14 protein-coding genes are annotated in these 15,210 nt (G+C 72.4%); 7 read left to right on the top strand and 7 right to left on the bottom strand.

Going from position 1 to position 15,210, the window contains the following annotated elements:
- Positions 1–40 precede the first annotated feature (40 nt).
- Positions 41–349, top strand: a complete 309-nt coding sequence (locus Q6350_RS10615; protein ID WP_305066127.1) for an HIT family protein — start codon at positions 41–43, stop codon at positions 347–349.
- Positions 346–1,155 carry a crotonase/enoyl-CoA hydratase family protein gene (locus Q6350_RS10610; RefSeq protein WP_305066126.1) on the top strand — a complete coding sequence of 270 codons (810 nt, stop codon included), beginning with the start codon at positions 346–348 and terminating at the stop codon, positions 1,153–1,155. Before Q6350_RS10615 ends, Q6350_RS10610 begins: the two co-directional genes overlap by 4 nt.
- Positions 1,156–1,270: 115 nt before the next feature.
- Here Q6350_RS10610 and glnA read toward each other — a convergent pair whose 3' ends face one another.
- Positions 1,271–2,695: a type I glutamate--ammonia ligase gene (glnA, locus tag Q6350_RS10605; RefSeq protein ID WP_171248052.1), complete on the bottom strand. Its 1,425-nt coding sequence runs from the start codon at positions 2,693–2,695 to the stop codon at positions 1,271–1,273.
- 134 nt (positions 2,696–2,829) lie between these two features.
- Here glnA and Q6350_RS10600 point away from each other — a divergent pair, with 134 nt between their 5' ends.
- Positions 2,830–3,276, top strand: coding sequence for an RDD family protein (locus Q6350_RS10600; RefSeq protein WP_171248053.1), 447 nt, complete (start codon positions 2,830–2,832; stop codon positions 3,274–3,276).
- A 36-nt stretch (positions 3,277–3,312) separates the two neighbouring features.
- Here Q6350_RS10600 and Q6350_RS10595 read toward each other — a convergent pair whose 3' ends face one another.
- From Q6350_RS10595 to Q6350_RS10580, 4 genes are read right to left on the bottom strand one after another with little or no spacing between them, the layout of a single operon-like run.
- The gene (locus Q6350_RS10595) at positions 3,313–4,047 is read right to left on the bottom strand and encodes a DUF4191 domain-containing protein (protein WP_171248054.1); all 735 of its coding nucleotides are present in this window, start codon (positions 4,045–4,047) and stop codon (positions 3,313–3,315) included.
- Between the two features lie 11 nt (positions 4,048–4,058).
- The gene (gene lipA / locus Q6350_RS10590) at positions 4,059–5,069 is read right to left on the bottom strand and encodes a lipoyl synthase (RefSeq protein WP_304604225.1); all 1,011 of its coding nucleotides are present in this window, start codon (positions 5,067–5,069) and stop codon (positions 4,059–4,061) included.
- Positions 5,070–5,096: 27 nt separating this feature from the next.
- Positions 5,097–5,804 carry a lipoyl(octanoyl) transferase LipB gene (lipB, locus tag Q6350_RS10585; protein ID WP_304604224.1) on the bottom strand — a complete coding sequence of 236 codons (708 nt, stop codon included), beginning with the start codon at positions 5,802–5,804 and terminating at the stop codon, positions 5,097–5,099.
- Positions 5,805–5,813: 9 nt separating this feature from the next.
- Complete coding sequence (locus tag Q6350_RS10580; protein ID WP_171248057.1) at positions 5,814–6,302, bottom strand: MarR family winged helix-turn-helix transcriptional regulator; 489 nt, start codon at positions 6,300–6,302, stop codon at positions 5,814–5,816.
- A 36-nt stretch (positions 6,303–6,338) separates the two neighbouring features.
- On the opposite strand from Q6350_RS10580, the gene Q6350_RS10575 reads away from it, so the two are divergent.
- The 3 genes from Q6350_RS10575 to Q6350_RS10565 all read left to right on the top strand — a co-directional run bounded on the left by Q6350_RS10575 (position 6,339) and on the right by Q6350_RS10565 (position 11,109).
- Complete coding sequence (locus Q6350_RS10575) at positions 6,339–8,669, top strand: MMPL family transporter (RefSeq protein WP_305066125.1); 2,331 nt, start codon at positions 6,339–6,341, stop codon at positions 8,667–8,669.
- Positions 8,666–9,706, top strand: a complete 1,041-nt coding sequence (locus tag Q6350_RS10570) for a Gfo/Idh/MocA family oxidoreductase (protein ID WP_304604222.1) — start codon at positions 8,666–8,668, stop codon at positions 9,704–9,706. Before Q6350_RS10575 ends, Q6350_RS10570 begins: the two co-directional genes overlap by 4 nt.
- An 83-nt stretch (positions 9,707–9,789) precedes the next feature.
- Positions 9,790–11,109, top strand: coding sequence for a hypothetical protein (locus Q6350_RS10565; RefSeq protein ID WP_305066124.1), 1,320 nt, complete (start codon positions 9,790–9,792; stop codon positions 11,107–11,109).
- An 89-nt stretch (positions 11,110–11,198) separates the two neighbouring features.
- Here the strand turns inward: Q6350_RS10565 and sucB are convergent, their stop codons facing one another.
- Positions 11,199–12,950, bottom strand: coding sequence for a 2-oxoglutarate dehydrogenase, E2 component, dihydrolipoamide succinyltransferase (gene sucB, locus Q6350_RS10560; RefSeq protein ID WP_305066123.1), 1,752 nt, complete (start codon positions 12,948–12,950; stop codon positions 11,199–11,201).
- A gap of 292 nt (positions 12,951–13,242) precedes the next feature.
- Between sucB and Q6350_RS10555 the strand changes: the two genes are divergently transcribed.
- Entirely contained in the window at positions 13,243–13,593 is a 351-nt protein-coding gene (locus tag Q6350_RS10555) for an oxidoreductase (protein WP_171248062.1), read from the top strand.
- Between the two features lie 104 nt (positions 13,594–13,697).
- On the opposite strand, the gene Q6350_RS10550 is transcribed toward Q6350_RS10555, so the two are convergent.
- On the bottom strand, positions 13,698–15,203 hold the full coding sequence (locus tag Q6350_RS10550; RefSeq protein WP_171248063.1) for a leucyl aminopeptidase: 1,506 nt from the start codon (positions 15,201–15,203) through the stop codon (positions 13,698–13,700).
- Positions 15,204–15,210: the final 7 nt, after the last annotated feature.

Here is a 15,210-nt window from a genome sequence, read left to right as displayed (position 1 = left end):
TGCGTCCCGGCGGTGCCGTCCCGACCGGTACCTTGTCCCCGTGTCGACGATGGAGAACGACTGCCTCTTCTGCCGGATCGTGAACGGTGACCTCGAGGCCTCGGTCGAGCACCACGAGGCCATCACGGACCTGCCGGCGCAGGGGCGTGACGCCCAGCAGTCGGTGTTCCACTCGCACCTGCACGTGATCCCGCGTGTGGCCGGTGACGGGATGGTCGTCTCCGCACCGGACCGGGTCGCCGATCGGGCAGCGCTCGACACGGTCGCCGAGGCGCTGCGCGCACGGCTCGCGGGCTCGGACCCAGGAATCAACTCCCATACCCCCCGAGAAACGAGGGCACCACTGTGACCGACGCACGCTTCGACCTCACGCGGGACGGCGGAGTCGTCACCGTCGAGCTTGCCGGACGGGACGGGAAACCTGTCATGGATCCGGAGTTCTTCACGGAGCTGCACGACACGTTCGTCGAGCTCGACCAGGACGACGAGGCGCGGGCGATCGTGCTGCGGGGCACGCGCGGAAACTTCTCCTACGGGCTCGACATCGCGGCGGTGGCGGGGATGTTCGGCCACTTCCTCAGCAAGGACGACGCCGACACGCGGCAGCAGGTTCACGCCACGGTCAGGCGTTGGCAGGCGGCCATGACCGCCGTCGCCTCGTGCCGCAAGCCCACGATCGCCGCCATCGAGGGATGGTGCCTGGGCGGGGGCGTCGACCTGGCCGCGGCCTGCGATATCCGGGTGGCCTCGGCGGACGCGACGTTCAGCATCAAGGAGGCGAAGCTCGCGATCGTGGCGGACCTCGGAAGTCTGCAGCGACTCGTGGGGGTGATCGGTGACGGCCACCTGCGCCAGCTCGCGCTGACCGGCGAGGACATCACCGCCGAGCGCGCCGCGAGGATCGGCCTGGTCAACGACGTCTATCCGAGCTCCGAGGAACTGATGGCTGCCGCCCACGCGCTCGCCTCGACCATCGCCCGCAACAGCGCGCTGACCATGCGCGGGATCAAGGATGTGCTGGACGCCGAGCGTGGTCCGCGCGTTGAAGCCGGCCTGCGGTACGTCGCAGCCTGGAACTCGGCCTTCCTCGCCAGCGACGACCTGCTGGAGGCCATGGCAGCCATGCGGGAAGGTCGCGAGCCGACGTTCCGATGACGCAGGACGCCCTGGCGTCCACCGTGGAAGGTGGGGCCAGGGCGTCCGCGTGACGTCCTCGGGTCACCGACGTGTCAGGTCGAGACGTGCCACGCCTGGTGACCGGGGAGAACGATCAGATGTCGTAGTACAGCTCGAACTCGTGCGGGTGCGGGCGCAGACGGATCGGGTCGATCTCGTTGGTCCGCTTGTAGTCGATCCAGGTGGCGATGAGGTCCTCGGAGAAGACGTCGCCCTGGGTGAGGAACTCGTGGTCCGCCTCGAGGGAGTTCAGCGTGCCCTCGAGCGAGCTCGGGACCTGGGCGATCTCCGCGTGCTCCTCCGGGGGCAGCTCGTAGAGGTCCTTGTCGACCGGGGCCGGCGGCTCGATGCGGTTCTTGATGCCGTCGATGCCGGCGAGCAGCATCGCGGAGAACGCGAGGTAGGGGTTGCTCGACGGGTCCGGCACGCGGAACTCGACGCGCTTGGCCTTCGGCGAGTTCCCGGTGATCGGGATGCGGATGCAGGCCGAGCGGTTACGGGCCGAGTAGACCAGGTTGACCGGCGCCTCGAAGCCCGGCACCAGGCGGTGGAACGAGTTCGCCGACGGGTTGGTGAAGGCGAGCAGCGACGGGGCGTGCTTGAGCAGACCGCCGATGTACCAGCGGGCCATGTCGGACAGGCCGCCGTAGCCCTTCTCGTCGTAGAACAGCGGCTCGCCGTTCAGCCACAGGGACTGGTGGGAGTGCATGCCCGAGCCGTTGTCGCCGAAGATCGGCTTCGGCATGAACGTCACCGACTTGCCGGCCTCGAAGCCGACGTTCTTGATGACGTACTTGAACTTCATCAGGTCGTCGGCGGCGTGCAGCAGGGTGTTGAACTTGTAGTTGATCTCCTGCTGGCCGGCGGTGCCCACCTCGTGGTGCGCACGCTCGACGTCCAGGCCCACCTGACCGAGGGTGGCGACCATGTCGTCACGCAGGTCGGCGAAGCGGTCACCCGGGGAGGTGGGGAAGTAGCCACCCTTGTAGCGGGTCTTGTAGCCGAGGTTCCCGCCCTCCTCGTCGCGGCCGGTGTTCCAGGCGGCCTCGACCGAGTCGATGCTGTAGAAGCCGGACTGCGACGAGGTGCCGAACTTGACGTCGTCGAAGATGTAGAACTCCGCCTCGGGGGCGAAGAACGCGGTGTCCGCGAGGCCGGTGGAGGCGAGGTAGGCCTCAGCCTTGGCGGCGATGTTGCGCGGGTCGCGGGCGTAGGGCTCGTCCGTGAACGGGTCCACGATCGAGAAGTTCATCACGAGCGTCTTGCGCTTGCGGAACGGGTCGATGAACGCGGTCTTCACGTCCGGCACGAGCTTCATGTCCGACTCGTGGATCGCCTGGAACCCGCGGATCGAGGAGCCGTCGAACATGAGGCCCTCGGTGAAGGAGTCCTCGTCGAACTGCGCCACGGGGATGTTGAAGTGCTGCATGACGCCCGGAAGGTCGATGAACCGGACGTCGATGAACTCCACCCCCTCGTTGCGGGTGAAGGCGATTGCCTCCTCGGCATTGGTGAACATGCATGCGCTCCTTGATGGGACGGTGCCAGGTGGCTCGGCTCCCTCGACGCTAGAGCCGTGGCATTACTCTTGCATAGCGCCGGTGTTTCGTCCGCGTTACGTAGACGGCCGAAACCCCGACGTAGAGTGTGTTCATGCCGTCGCGCGAGGAATTCGGGTCGTGGTTGACCGGTCGGGGCGTCCCGAGGGATGAGACGTCCGGGACCGATTCCCTGGGTCTGCCCACCTCCGGGCCGGGGTCGCCGGCCCGGATCGGGCGGCGCGTCGTGGCGCTCGTCGTGGACTGGGCGGCCGCCGGCGCCATCAGCTACGCGTTCTTCTCCTACGACGCCGGTGCGACCCTGGCGATCTTCTTCGCCATGAACCTGCTGCTGGTCAGCACGGTCGGCACGACGCTCGGGCACCGGCTGCTCGGTCTGCAGGTGCGCCGGCTCGGCGTCGAGGGCCCGCACCTGGTCGGGTTCGGGCGCGGGGCGATCCGCGCGGTGCTGGTGTGCCTCGTCATCCCGGCCGTGGTCTGGGACACCGACGGCCGGGGTCTGCACGACAAGGCGGCCGGGACCGTCATCGTGCGTCGATGAGGGTCCCGGCCGCCCGACGGTGGTCCGGAGGGGGTGTCAGCGCCCGCGCATGCCCTTGCGGTCGGGGCGGGCGTTCATCGGGTCGACGCCCTTGGGCACCGGCAGGCGCATGCCGCCGAGGGACTTGAGACGCTTGCCGACCTCCGCGGCCTCGGCGCGGGTGAGCTGCTTCTTCATCCGCTGGACCTTGCGGGCGACCTTGGGCAGCGGGACCTGACCCTCCTCGTCACCCACCTGGATGGTCGTGACGGGGACGTTCGGCAGGATGCGCGCGGCGCGCTTGCGCTCGTCGGCGAGCATCCGCTCCACGCGGTGCGACGGCCCCTCGGAGACCAGCACGACGCCGGGGCGCCCGACGCCGCGGAACACGAGGTCCTGCTGCCGGTTGACCGCCACGGGCTCGTCGTCGAAGTTCCAGCCGCCACGGACGGTGCCCAGCGCGGCACGGACGGCACCCGGCTGCCCGGCGATCTGGGTGTACGCCGCGCGCTCCGCCTTGCGCGTCAGGACGAACATCGCGGCGAGCAGGGCGAACGGCAGGCCGATGATCCCGGCGTAGATGACGTTGTCGGTCAGGGCGCCGATGAGCAGCGCCACGGCGAGGATGCCGATGAAGACCGCCAGCATGATCCAGGTGACCAGCGGGTCCTGACGTCGGGTCATCTGGTACGCCGACCACACCTGGTGGTACCAGCGCTGCTTCTTGGGCTTCTTCTGCTTCTTGGTGGACGCGTCGGCGGGCTCGCCGGCGTCGGACTTCGTGCGGGCCATGGTGGTCGATTCTACTGGGCGCGCGGGGCGACGAGGCTCGCCGCCTCCTGCCGTGCGGTGGTCGGTTCGGTCAGATGAGCGAGGGAGTCCGGCACGGCCTGGCCGCGCTTCGTCATCGCCTGGCCCCACAGGCGCCCGGCCCGGTAGGAGGAGCGCACCAGCGGACCGGCCATGACCCCGAGGAACCCGATCTCCTCGGCGTAGTCGCTCAGCTCGACGAACTCCTCGGGGCGCACCCAGCGGTCGACGGGGTGGTGGCGCACCGACGGCCGCAGGTACTGGGTGATCGTGATGAGGTCGCACCCGGCGGAGTGCAGGTCGTCCAGCGCGGACTTCACCTCGTCGATCGTCTCGCCCATGCCGAGGATGAGGTTGGACTTGGTGACCAGCCCCGCGTCGCGCGCCCGCGTCAGCACCGACAGGGAGCGCTCGTAGCGGAACGCGGGCCGGATCTGCTTGAAGATCCGCGGCACGGTCTCGACGTTGTGCGCCATCACCTCGGGGCGCGACTCGTTGACCTGGTCGAGCAGCTCGGGGATCGCGTTGAAGTCCGGGATGAGCAGCTCGACGCCGGTGCCGGGGTTGAGCTCGTGGATCTTGCGGACCGTCTCGGCGTACAGCCAGGCGCCGCCGTCGGGCAGGTCGTCACGGGCGACACCGGTGACGGTGGAGTACTTCAGCCCCATCTCGCGGACGGACTCGGCCACGCGGCGCGGCTCGTCGGCGTCGAAGGCGGCGGGCTTGCCGGTGTCGATCTGGCAGAAGTCGCAGCGGCGGGTGCACTGGTCACCGCCGATGAGGAACGTCGCCTCGCGGTCCTCCCAGCACTCGAAGATGTTGGGGCAGCCCGCCTCCTCGCAGACGGTGTGCAGGCCACCACCCTTCACCAGGCCCTTGAGCTCCTTGTACTCCGGGCCCATGACCGCACGGGTCTTGATCCACTCGGGCTTCTTCTCGATCGGGGTCTCGGCGTTGCGGGCCTCGACGCGCAGCAGGCGGCGGCCCTCGGGTGCGATGGTCACGGCGTCGTTCCCTTTCGTCGACGTCTGTCAGCCTACGACGGCGCCACGCGGCTCCGGCGCGACGTCGACGGGGGCGGTGGTGACTTCGGTCACCAGCGGGGTCAGGTGGGTCAGGAGGGCGTCGGTCAGGGCGTCGCGCACGTCGTCGACGGTGATCCGCCGCCCGGTCTCGGCCGACAGCGAGGTGACGTCGGCGTCGTCGATGCCGCAGGGCACGATCGCGTCGAACGCCGCCAGGTCGGCGTCGCAGTTCAGGGCCAGGCCGTGCATGGTCACGCCGCGGGCGACGCGCGCTCCGATGGCGCAGACCTTGCGGGCCCGGCGGGGCGTGCCGTCCGGTCCGCCGTCGTCGGCCGCGAACCACACCCCCGAGCGTCCCTCGACCCGGATCGGGTCGAGGCCGAGACCGGCGCACACGTCCATGACGGCGGCCTCGAGCGTGCGCACGTAGACCACGACGTCGACGGGGGAGCGCAGGGGCACGATCGGGTAGGCGACGAGCTGGCCGGGGCCGTGCCAGGTGATCTTCCCGCCGCGGTCGACGTCGACCACGGGGGTGCCGTCGGTGGGGTACTCGTCCCGGCGGGTCCGGCGTCCGGCGGTGTAGACGGAGTCGTGCTCGAGCAGGAAGAGGCGACCGGGGTCCTCCCCGGTCTGCACGGCGGCGTGCGTTCGGCGTTGGAGCTCCCAGGCCTCGTGGTAGTCGACGGTGCCCGGCAGCGAGACGACGTCCATCCCGGCAGCCTACTGCCCCACGGAGGTGCCGGGTTCCGCGCGCTGGGCGCGCACCATGTCCACGAGGATCTCGCGCAGCGTCGCGACCTGCTCCTCGTCGAGGCCGCGGGAGGTGAGGTCCTCGGCGGGCTGGAACTGCGCGGCCTCCAGCGCGACGCGCCGGCCGGTGTCGGTGATGGTCACGGCCCGGCGGCGTCGGTCGCGCGGGTCGTCGGCGCGGACGACGTAGCCGGACCGCTCCAGGCGCGCGACGATGCGGCTCATCGTCTGCTCGGTGACGCCGTTGCGCGAGGCGATCTCGCGCTGCGTGAGCGGCCCGGCCAGGAGGTGCAGGAGCACGGGGTGCCCGGCGTGGTTGAGGTCCCAGGTGGCCAGGTGGGCGTTCCAGTCCTGCTCGATCCGGCGCGCGACCGTGAAGAGGAGCCGCCCCGTGGGCCACTGGCCCGGCTCCTCGCTCGTGGGGTCCGGCTCCCCGGGCCGGCGCGTCTCGTTCTTCACTTGCGTGATGTCCTCCGATTCCCCATCATACTCAGCATGCTGAGTAAAAGGTGGGCGGGCATCGCCCGCGGTCTCGTCATTCTTGCAGCGATCGGCGTCTGGCTCGCCGTCGGAGCCTTCGGAGGGCAGGCCCAGGGCAACCTGAGCAGCGTCCAGGAGAACGACTCCGCCGCGTTCCTGCCCGAGAGTGCCGAGTCGACCCGTGCGGCCGAGCTCGCCGCCGAGTTCACCGACGACACGACGCTGCCCGCCCTCCTCGTGGCCGAGGCCGGTGACGGCGCGACGCTGACCCCCGAGCAGCTCCAGGACGCGCAGGCGTACGCCGAGGCCGTGCCGGACGCCCCGCTCGAGGGCGCCACGGGCGACGAGCCCGCCACGGTCGGGGAGGCCAGCATCGCCGACCCGGTGGTCATCCCGTCCGAGGACGGCGAGGCGGTGCTGGTGCTGGTCTCCCTCGACGCCTCGCTCGCCGACGAGGCGATCGGCGAGGAGGAGGCCAGCGTGGCCGAGGCCGCCGTCACGGCCATGCGCGACCTCGCCGAGCAGGGCTCCGGCGACGGCGGTCTGGCCGACTCCGGGCTCGAGTCCTGGGTCACCGGTCCGGCCGGCTTCATCGCGGACCTCACCAGCGCGTTCGGCGCCATCGACACCGTGCTGCTGCTGGTCGCCCTCGGCGCCGTGCTCATCATCCTGGCCCTGGTCTACCGGTCGCCGTTCCTGCCGTTCGTCGTCATCTTCACCTCCGTGCTCGCGCTGTCCCTCGCGGGCCTGGCGGTCTACCAGCTCGCGGCGAACGACGTGCTGACCCTCAACGGCCAGTCCCAGGGCATCCTGTCGATCCTCGTGGTCGGCGCCTCCGTCGACTACTCCCTGCTCGTCGTGGCCAGGTACCGCGAGGAGCTGGGACGGCTGCAGTCGCCCTACACGGCCCTGCGCCGCGCCGTCCGCGCGTCGTTCGAACCCATCACGGCCAGCGCGGTCACCGTCATCGCCGGTCTGCTCTGCCTGCTGCTGTCCGACCTGTCGTCCAACCGGAGCCTGGGTCCGGTCGCCACCATCGGCATCGTCGCGGCGTACCTGTCCGCGCTCACGCTGCTGCCGGCCCTGCTGCTCGTCGGCGGGCGCCGCGCCCGCTGGGTGTTCTGGCCCCGGATCCCCCGGGTGCCGGCCGGTGCGACGGCCGACGGCTCCGCCGCGGAGTCCGCGCCCGTCGCGGAGCAGCCGGCGAAGCCCGGCCGTGGGCGTCACGGCGCCGAGGACGACACCCCGGCGGTCGCCGGGCACGGGCTCTGGTCCCGTGCGGCCGGCTTCGTCGGCCGCCACGACCGGCCCGTCTGGATCGTCACCGCGCTCGTGCTCCTCGCCGGCGCCGCCTTCGTGCCCACGCTGAACGCCGGGGGGACGGGCGACTCCGAGGTGTTCCTGACCCAGGTCGACTCGGTCGACGGCGAGGAGGTCCTCACCGCCCACTTCGAAGGTGTCTCCACCCAGCCCGTCACCGTCATCACCCCCGAGGGAGACCTCGATGCCGTCGTCGAGGCCGCGGAGAGCACCGAAGGGGTCTCGGAGGCGACCTTGGTGACCGACCAGCCGGCGCCGGCCCCGGGCGCGCCGGCCGGAGGCGACCCGCTCGTGGTGGACGGCCTGGTCCGCGTGGACGTCATCACCGACGCCCCCTCGGACAGCCAGGAGGCCACCGAGGCCGTCGCGGCGCTCCGGGACTCGGTGGAGGGCGTCTCGCCCGACACGCTCATCGGCGGTGCGGCCGCCGAACGCCTGGACACCCAGCAGGCCGGTCAGCGTGACCTGCGCGTCATCGTGCCCGTCGTGCTGATCGTCATCCTGTTCATCCTCATGCTGCTGCTGCGCTCCGTGCTGGCCGCCGCGCTCCTCATGGGTGCCAACGTGCTGTCCTTCGGGTTCGCCCTCGGCATCTCGGCGATCCTGTTCAACAACGTCTTCGACTTCCCCGCGACCGACCCCAGCGTCCCGCTGTACGCCTTCGCGTTCCTCGTCGCGCTCGGTGTCGACTACTCGATCTTCCTCATGACCCGGGTGCGGGAGGAGAGCCTGAAGATCGGGACCCGACCGGGGGTGCTGCGCGGGCTCGCGGTCACCGGGTCGGTGATCACCTCGGCGGGCGTCGTGCTCGCGGCGACGTTCGCCGCCCTCGGGGTCATCCCGCTGGCGTTCCTCGCCCAGCTCGCCTTCATCGTCGCCTTCGGCGTGCTGATCGACACCCTCGTGGTGCGCAGCCTCCTCGTGCCCGCGCTCGTCCACGACATCGGCGACCGCACGTGGTGGCCCTCCCGCCTGGCGCGTCGCCCGGTGGCGGCCGAGCAGGGGTCCGGCACCATGGGCACATGATCACGCCACGCGTCGCCATCATCGGGTACGGGGGAGCGGGCCGGGGCATCCACGCGGCCCTGGCCCGCGAGGCCGGGCTCCCGGTGACCGGTGTCGTCACCCGCGACCAGGGCCGCCGGACCCAGGCCGCGGGTGACTGGCCCGGTGCCCGGCTGTACGACGACCTCGACGACCTGCTGGCCGCCCGCTCGACCTACGACGTCGTCGTGGTCGCCAGCCCCAGCCAGCTGCACGCGAAGCAGGCGGCGGCGCTGGCCCGGGCCGGGGTGCCGTTCGTGCTGGACAAGCCCATCGGGGTCGACGCCCACGAGGCGCGAGCCGTGGCGGCCGAGGCGGACGCCACGGGCACGCCGTTCACGGTGTTCCACAACCGCCGCTGGGACCCCGAGCAGCTCACGCTCGCCGCGCTGCTGGGGCGCGGCGAGCTGGGCGACGTGCACACCTTCGAACGGCACTGGGAGCGGTGGCGGCCGGTGCCGCGCAAGCGGTGGAAGGAGAACGACCCCGACGGCGGCGGCCTCCTGCTGGACCTCGGACCGCACCTGGTGGACTCCGCCACACGGCTCTTCGGCCGGGTGACCGACGTGTGGGCCCAGCTGCGAGCGCTGACCACGCCGACGGAGGACGACGTCTTCCTCGTGCTGACCCACGAGGCCGGCGGCGGGCTCGCCGCCAGCCGGCACCCCGTCGTCTCGCGGCTCTGGGCGGGTTCCGTCGTCGCCGCGCCCGGCCCGCGCACCCGGGTCCTCGGCAGCGAGGGCGCCTACCTGGTCACGACCTTCGAGCAGGACGCCTCCCCGCTCGAGCGGTTCGACGACGAGGCCCCGGCGGGCACGCACGGCTGGTTCACCCGCGGCCGCGAACGACGCCCCGTGCCGACCGCACCCGGCGGGCACGCCGACTTCTACCGGGCGCTGGGTCCCTGGCTCGACGGGGAGGAACCGGCACCCGTCGACCCGGGCGACGCGGTACGCACCGCCGAGGTGCTCGACGCGGCCCGGGTGGCCGCCCGCCAGGGGCGCCGCGTCGAGCTCTGACCCGGGGCCGTCCCGCTGCTGGTCGCCCCGGAGCCTGTGGACGACGCCTGCGGGCGGGTGCTCCCGGGGTGTTGCATGACCTGGTGCAGACCGACACCGTCCTCGCCGTGCCGCCCGACGCCGCTGCCCGCGACGCCCTGCTGGACCGGTTGCGACGGCTCGCCGACATCGATGCCGCCCGCGTCGAGCCCGTCGGCGCCGCCGTCGCCCGTCCTGACGGAGCGTTGGTCGTGCCGCGTGGTGCCGCGTCGGCGACGGACCTGGCCACCGTGCTCGCCGTGCGGGGCCGGTGCGACGGTCCCGAGGCCGCCGGGCTCGCGGCCGACCTCGCCCAGGGGCTCGCGACCCTGCACAGCGCCGGTGTCGTCCACGGGGGCCTCGACGTCGGGGACGTCGTCGTCGACCTGAACGGCCGGGTGCTGCTGCGGCCGCGGCTGACGCCGCCGCACGACGCGAACCCCGCCTCCGAGAGCGAGGACGTGCACGCCCTGGCCCGGCTGGTCGAGACGCTGTGCGCCCGGGCCGGGTCGGACACGGACACCGCGCTGCGGGCCGTCCTCGCCCCCGCGCTGGCCGACGACCCGCGCGTCCGTCCGGAGGCCGGGACGCTCGCCGCGCGCGTGCACGACGAGCTGGACCCGGAACCGCTGCGGCTGCCCGAACCGGCGGCCCTCGCGGCCGCCGCGCTCGCGAGCGGCCGGCAGCGTCCGGGGACCGACCCCTCGGACGGCGAGCCGCGGCACCGCCGGGCCCGGCGCCCCGGTGAGGACGGGGCCGGTTCCGCGCCGGTGCCCGGCACCCGGGCGACGCGGCGGTCGCATCCCGCCGGGAGGGCTCGGGGCCCGGCACGGCACCGGCCGGCGTCGGTGTGGCGTCCGGCGCTGGCCGGCGCCGGTGTCCTCGTCGCGGTGGCCGTGCTGGTCGCTGGAGGGCTGGCGTTCACCGCGGCGCCGAGCACGCCGTCGGCCGCGGTGGCGGCATCTGCCGGCCCGGCACCGGGCGCCGGCACGGGGGCCGGGCAGGTGACGACCGACCGGGAGGACCCGGCCGCTGCCGCCGCCGAGCTGACCCGGCGCCGCGCGGGGCTGCTGGCGGGGGAGCACGACGTGGCGGAGGTCGCGGTGCCGGGCACCCCCGCCCATGCGGCGGACACGGCGTGGCTGGAGCGTGCGAGGGCGTCCGGGACCCGGCTGGTGGACGCGCGGGTCACCGTCCTGTCCGTGCGGCTGGCGGGGGCTCCGACGCGGGACCGGGCCGAGGTCGTCGTGCGCTACGTCGTCGAGGAGCACACCCAGGTCGGCGCGGACGGCGAGGCCGTGACCGTGCCGGCCGGTGAACCGAGGACCGACACGCTGCGCCTGGCGTGGACGCCGGACGGCTGGCGGGTGACCGACGTCGTGTGACCGGACCGCGACGGCGTGTCCGGGCCCAGGACGACGTCAGGGGCGAGGACCGTGCGGTCCTCGCCCCTGACGGGTGGTGCGTCAGCCGGTCAGAGACCGACCTCGGACTCGAAGGCGCCCTCCTCGATGCGGTTCTTCACCGCGGTGAGGAAGCGGGCGGCGTCGGCGCCGTCGACCAGGCGGTGGTCGTAGGACAGGAACAGCATCGCCATCTGGCGGATCGCGATGGTCTCCTCGCCGTCGGCGGTCGTGACGACCACGGGCTTCTTCGTGATCGTGCCGGTGCCGAGGATCGCCACCTGGCCGACCGGGACGATCGGGGTGTCCCAGAGGGCACCGCCGGAGCCGGTGTTCGTGATGGTGAACGTGGCGCCGCTGAGGTCGTCCGGACCGATCTTGTTGTCGCGGGTACGGGCCGCGAGGTCGCCGATCTGGCGGGCGATGCCGGCCAGGTTGAGGTCACCGGCGTTCTTGATGACCGGGACGACCAGGCCGCGCTCGGTGTCGACGGCGATACCGACGTTCTCCGAGCCGTGGTAGGTGATCTCGCCCTTGTCGGTGTCGATGGAGGCGTTGACCTTCGGGAAGGCCTTGAGGGCCTCCACGGCCGCCTGCGTGTAGAACGGCAGGAAGGTCAGGTTCGCACCCTCGCGGGCCTTGAAGTCGGCCTTGGCCCGCTGACGCAGCTTGGCCACCTTCGTGACGTCGACCTCGACGGCGGTCGTGAGCTGGGCCTGGGTGTGCAGCGCCTCGTGCATGCGCTCGGCCACGACCTTGCGCAGACGCGACATCTTCTCCGTGGTGCCGCGCAGCGGCGAGACCTCGGGCACGGTCGGCTTCTTGGGCTCCGCCGACGCCGGGGCGGACGCGGCCGGGGCGGAGGCCTTCTCGGCCGCCGCCAGGATGTCCTCCTTGCGGATGCGGCCACCGACGCCGGTGCCCTGCACCGTGTCGACGTCGACACCCTTCTCCGCGGCGAGCTTGCGCACCAGCGGCGTCAGGTAGGAGCCGCGGCCACCGGCAGGCTTCTCCCCGGCCGGCTCGGCCTTCGACTCGGGCTTCTTCTCCGGAGCCGGCTTCTCGGCGGGCTTCTCCGCCGCGGGCTCGGGCTTCTTCTCGGGCTCGGGCTTCGGCTCCGGCTTCTTCTCCGGCTCGGCCTTCTTCTCGGGCTCGGGCTTCTTCTCGCTCTTCTCGGCCGCGGGGGCGGCACCGGAGCCGACGATCGCCAGGACGGCGCCGACCTCGACGGTCTCGTCCTCCTCGACCTTGATCTCCTGCACGGTGCCCGCCACGGGGGAGGGGACCTCGGTGTCGACCTTGTCGGTGGAGACCTCGAGCAGGGGCTCGTCGACCTCGATGCTGTCGCCGACCGCCTTGAGCCACCGGGTCACGGTGCCCTCGGTGACGGACTCGCCCAGGGCCGGCAGCGTCACCTCGGTGCCCTCGCCGCCACCCGATGCCGGCTGGGAGGACTCCTCGGCGGCGGGAGCGGACTCCTGCGCGGCGGGGGCGGGCTCGGCGGGGGACTCCTCCGCGGGCGCCGACTCGGCGGACTCCTCGGCCGGGGCCTCCTGGGACCCGCCGTCGGAGGACCCCGAACCCGAGCCGTCACCGATGACGGCGAGCACGGCGCCGACCTCGACGGTCTCGTCCTCCTCGGCGAGGATCTGCTCGACGACGCCGGCCACGGGGGAGGGGACCTCGGTGTCGACCTTGTCGGTGGAGACCTCGAGCAAGGGCTCGTCGACCTCGACGGTGTCGCCGACGGACTTGAGCCATCGCGTGACGGTGCCCTCGGTGACGGACTCGCCGAGCGCCGGCAGCTGCACGTTCTCAGACATGACCTGTGGAGTCTCCTTCGATCAGTGGGTCGAGCGAGGCGCCGGAGCCGGTCGGCCGGAGGCTCGACCGACTCCTGTCCGGTAGCCGCGTTCCTGGGTCACTGCGTGCCATCTTGTCACTACCTGCGTCCGCCCCCCAATCGGGCGCCTGCGCAGGACTGTGACACTGCGTACATCGTCGGTCCAGCACGGTGTTTTCCTGGCGCCGACACCCGGAACGTCGTGAAACGGCTGCTCCGCGCGGCACGGCCGTCTCCTCCGTCGTCCGCCCGGGGCGGGTAGTCTCGCGAACATGTCGTTGAGGTCTGCTCTGGACCGTCTGCTCGGGCGGTCGGAACCGTCGTCGCCGGCCCCGTCCGGCGGGGGTGGACGCGCCGCCGCCGTCGCGCATCTCGAGGAGTTCGTCCGCACCCGCGTCGGTGTCGAGGCCTACGTCGAGCCCCCCAACGCCCAGACCCCCAGCACGGTGCTGCTGGTGGCGACCACGGGGGAGTGGACGCGCCGCCGCGTGCCCGACGAGCGCACGGGTTTCGAGGTGGCCCGGTCCCTGGGCGTCCCGGTCTACAACGTCCGGTTCACCGGCTACCCCCAGCGCATGCGCGACTGGAACTCCGCGCAGCGCCAGGAGCGCAAGGGACGATAGGACCCCGGGCAGCACGAAGGGCCGGACCGACAGCTCCCCCGGTCTGACGACCGGGGGAGCTGTCGGTCCGGCCCTCGTCGCTCGGTGCGCCGGAGCCGGTCCGGTCAGTCGGTGGTGATGCCCCGGCCCTCGAGGAAGCCCACCAGCGTGCGCAGACCCACGCCCGTGCCGCCGGCCGGGGTGTAGCCGAACGCGGCCGAGTCGTTGAACGACGGGCCGGCGATGTCGAGGTGGGCCCACGGCGTGTCCTCGACGAACGAGCGCAGGAAGATGCCGGCCGAGAGCATGCCGCCCCAGCGCTCGCCCACGTTGGCGATGTCGGCGGTCTTGGACTTGAGGCCCTCGGCGAGCTCCTCGGGCAGCGGCATCGGCCAGAACTGCTCACCGACGGTGTCGGCGGCGACCTTGACCTCGTCGCGGACGTCGTCGGTGCCCATGACGCCGCCGACCCGCTTGCCGAGCGCCACCATCTGGGCGCCGGTCAGCGTGGCGATGTCGAGCACGACGTCGTGACCGTCCTCGACGGCCGAGACGAGACCGTCGGCCATGACCAGGCGGCCCTCGGCGTCGGTGTTGAGCACCTCGACCGTCTTGCCGCCGCGGATCGTGATGACGTCGCCGGGCCGCTGGGCGTTGCTGCCGGGCATGTTCTCGGCGAGGCACAGGTAGCCGGTCACGGCGACCGGGAGCCCGAGCCGGGCCGCGGCGAGCACCGCGTGCAGCACGGTCGCCGCACCGGCCATGTCCGACTTCATCGCGTCCATGTTGGCGGCGGGCTTGATCGAGATGCCGCCGGTGTCGAACGTGATGCCCTTGCCCACGAGCGCGATGCGGGTGGCGGGCTTGGAGGGGGAGTAGGTGAGCTTGACCATCCGCGGGCCTCGGGAGGAGCCCTGGCCGACGCCGGTCAGGCCGCCGTAGCCGCCGGCGGCGAGCTGCTTGTCGTCCAGGACGGTGATCTTGACGCCCTTGACGCCGAGGTCCTTGACGGCGGCCTTGGCCGCGTCGACGAACGAGGCCGGGTAGAGGTCGTTCGCGGGGGCGTTGACGAGGTCGCGCGTGCCGTGCACGGCGGCGGCCAGCACCTCGGCGCGGGCTGCCGCGGCCTTGGCGCGGGCCGAACGGGCGAACGGCGTCGCGACCTGCAGGGTGGTCACCGGGGCCAGCTTCGCCGACGCCTTGTCGTCCCGGTAGGTCGTGTACGCGTACGCCCCGAACAGCGCGCCCTCGACGACGGCGCCGAGCTCCTCCTCGTCCACCGCCGGCAGGGCGACGACGGCCGACGTGGAGCCGGCCAGCGAGCGCACGGCCGCACCGGCAGCACTCCGGAGGGTCTCGCGGTCGAAGGTGCCGTCCGCGTCCCGCTCGCCGAGGCCGGTCAGGACCAGCACGTCCGCCGCGACGTCCTTGCCGGCGGGCACGGTGCGCACCTCCTGCCGTGCGCCGGTCACGCCGAGGCGCGGTGCGAGGGTCTCGAGCTGCTCGACCAGCGAGGCGGGCAGCTGGTCGGCCACGACGGCCACGCCGTCGGAGGTCGAGCAGGTGCCCACGACGAGCGCGTCGGCAGCGAGGGAGGTCGGATTCTTTCCGGTCAGAGTGAGGTCAGCCACGCGCACC

Source organism: Isoptericola sp. b515, assembly GCF_030588125.1.
Lineage (GTDB): Bacteria > Actinomycetota > Actinomycetes > Actinomycetales > Cellulomonadaceae > Isoptericola > Isoptericola sediminis.
This window is presented reverse-complemented; position numbering and strand designations above follow the sequence as displayed.

Bases quoted from the DNA above. Each gene is read 5' to 3' on its own strand.
- Q6350_RS10570 (WP_304604222.1), top strand. From the start codon at position 8,666: ATGATCACGCCACGCGTCGCCATCATCGGGTACGGGGGAGCGGGCCGG.
- Q6350_RS10600 (WP_171248053.1), top strand. From the start codon at position 2,830: ATGCCGTCGCGCGAGGAATTCGGGTCGTGGTTGACCGGTCGGGGCGTC.
- Q6350_RS10595 (WP_171248054.1), bottom strand. From the start codon at position 4,047: ATGGCCCGCACGAAGTCCGACGCCGGCGAGCCCGCCGACGCGTCCACC.
- lipB (WP_304604224.1), bottom strand. From the start codon at position 5,804: ATGGACGTCGTCTCGCTGCCGGGCACCGTCGACTACCACGAGGCCTGG.
- Q6350_RS10555 (WP_171248062.1), top strand. From the start codon at position 13,243: ATGTCGTTGAGGTCTGCTCTGGACCGTCTGCTCGGGCGGTCGGAACCG.
- sucB (WP_305066123.1), bottom strand. From the start codon at position 12,950: ATGTCTGAGAACGTGCAGCTGCCGGCGCTCGGCGAGTCCGTCACCGAG.
- Q6350_RS10575 (WP_305066125.1), top strand. From the start codon at position 6,339: ATGCTGAGTAAAAGGTGGGCGGGCATCGCCCGCGGTCTCGTCATTCTT.
- glnA (WP_171248052.1), bottom strand. From the start codon at position 2,695: ATGTTCACCAATGCCGAGGAGGCAATCGCCTTCACCCGCAACGAGGGG.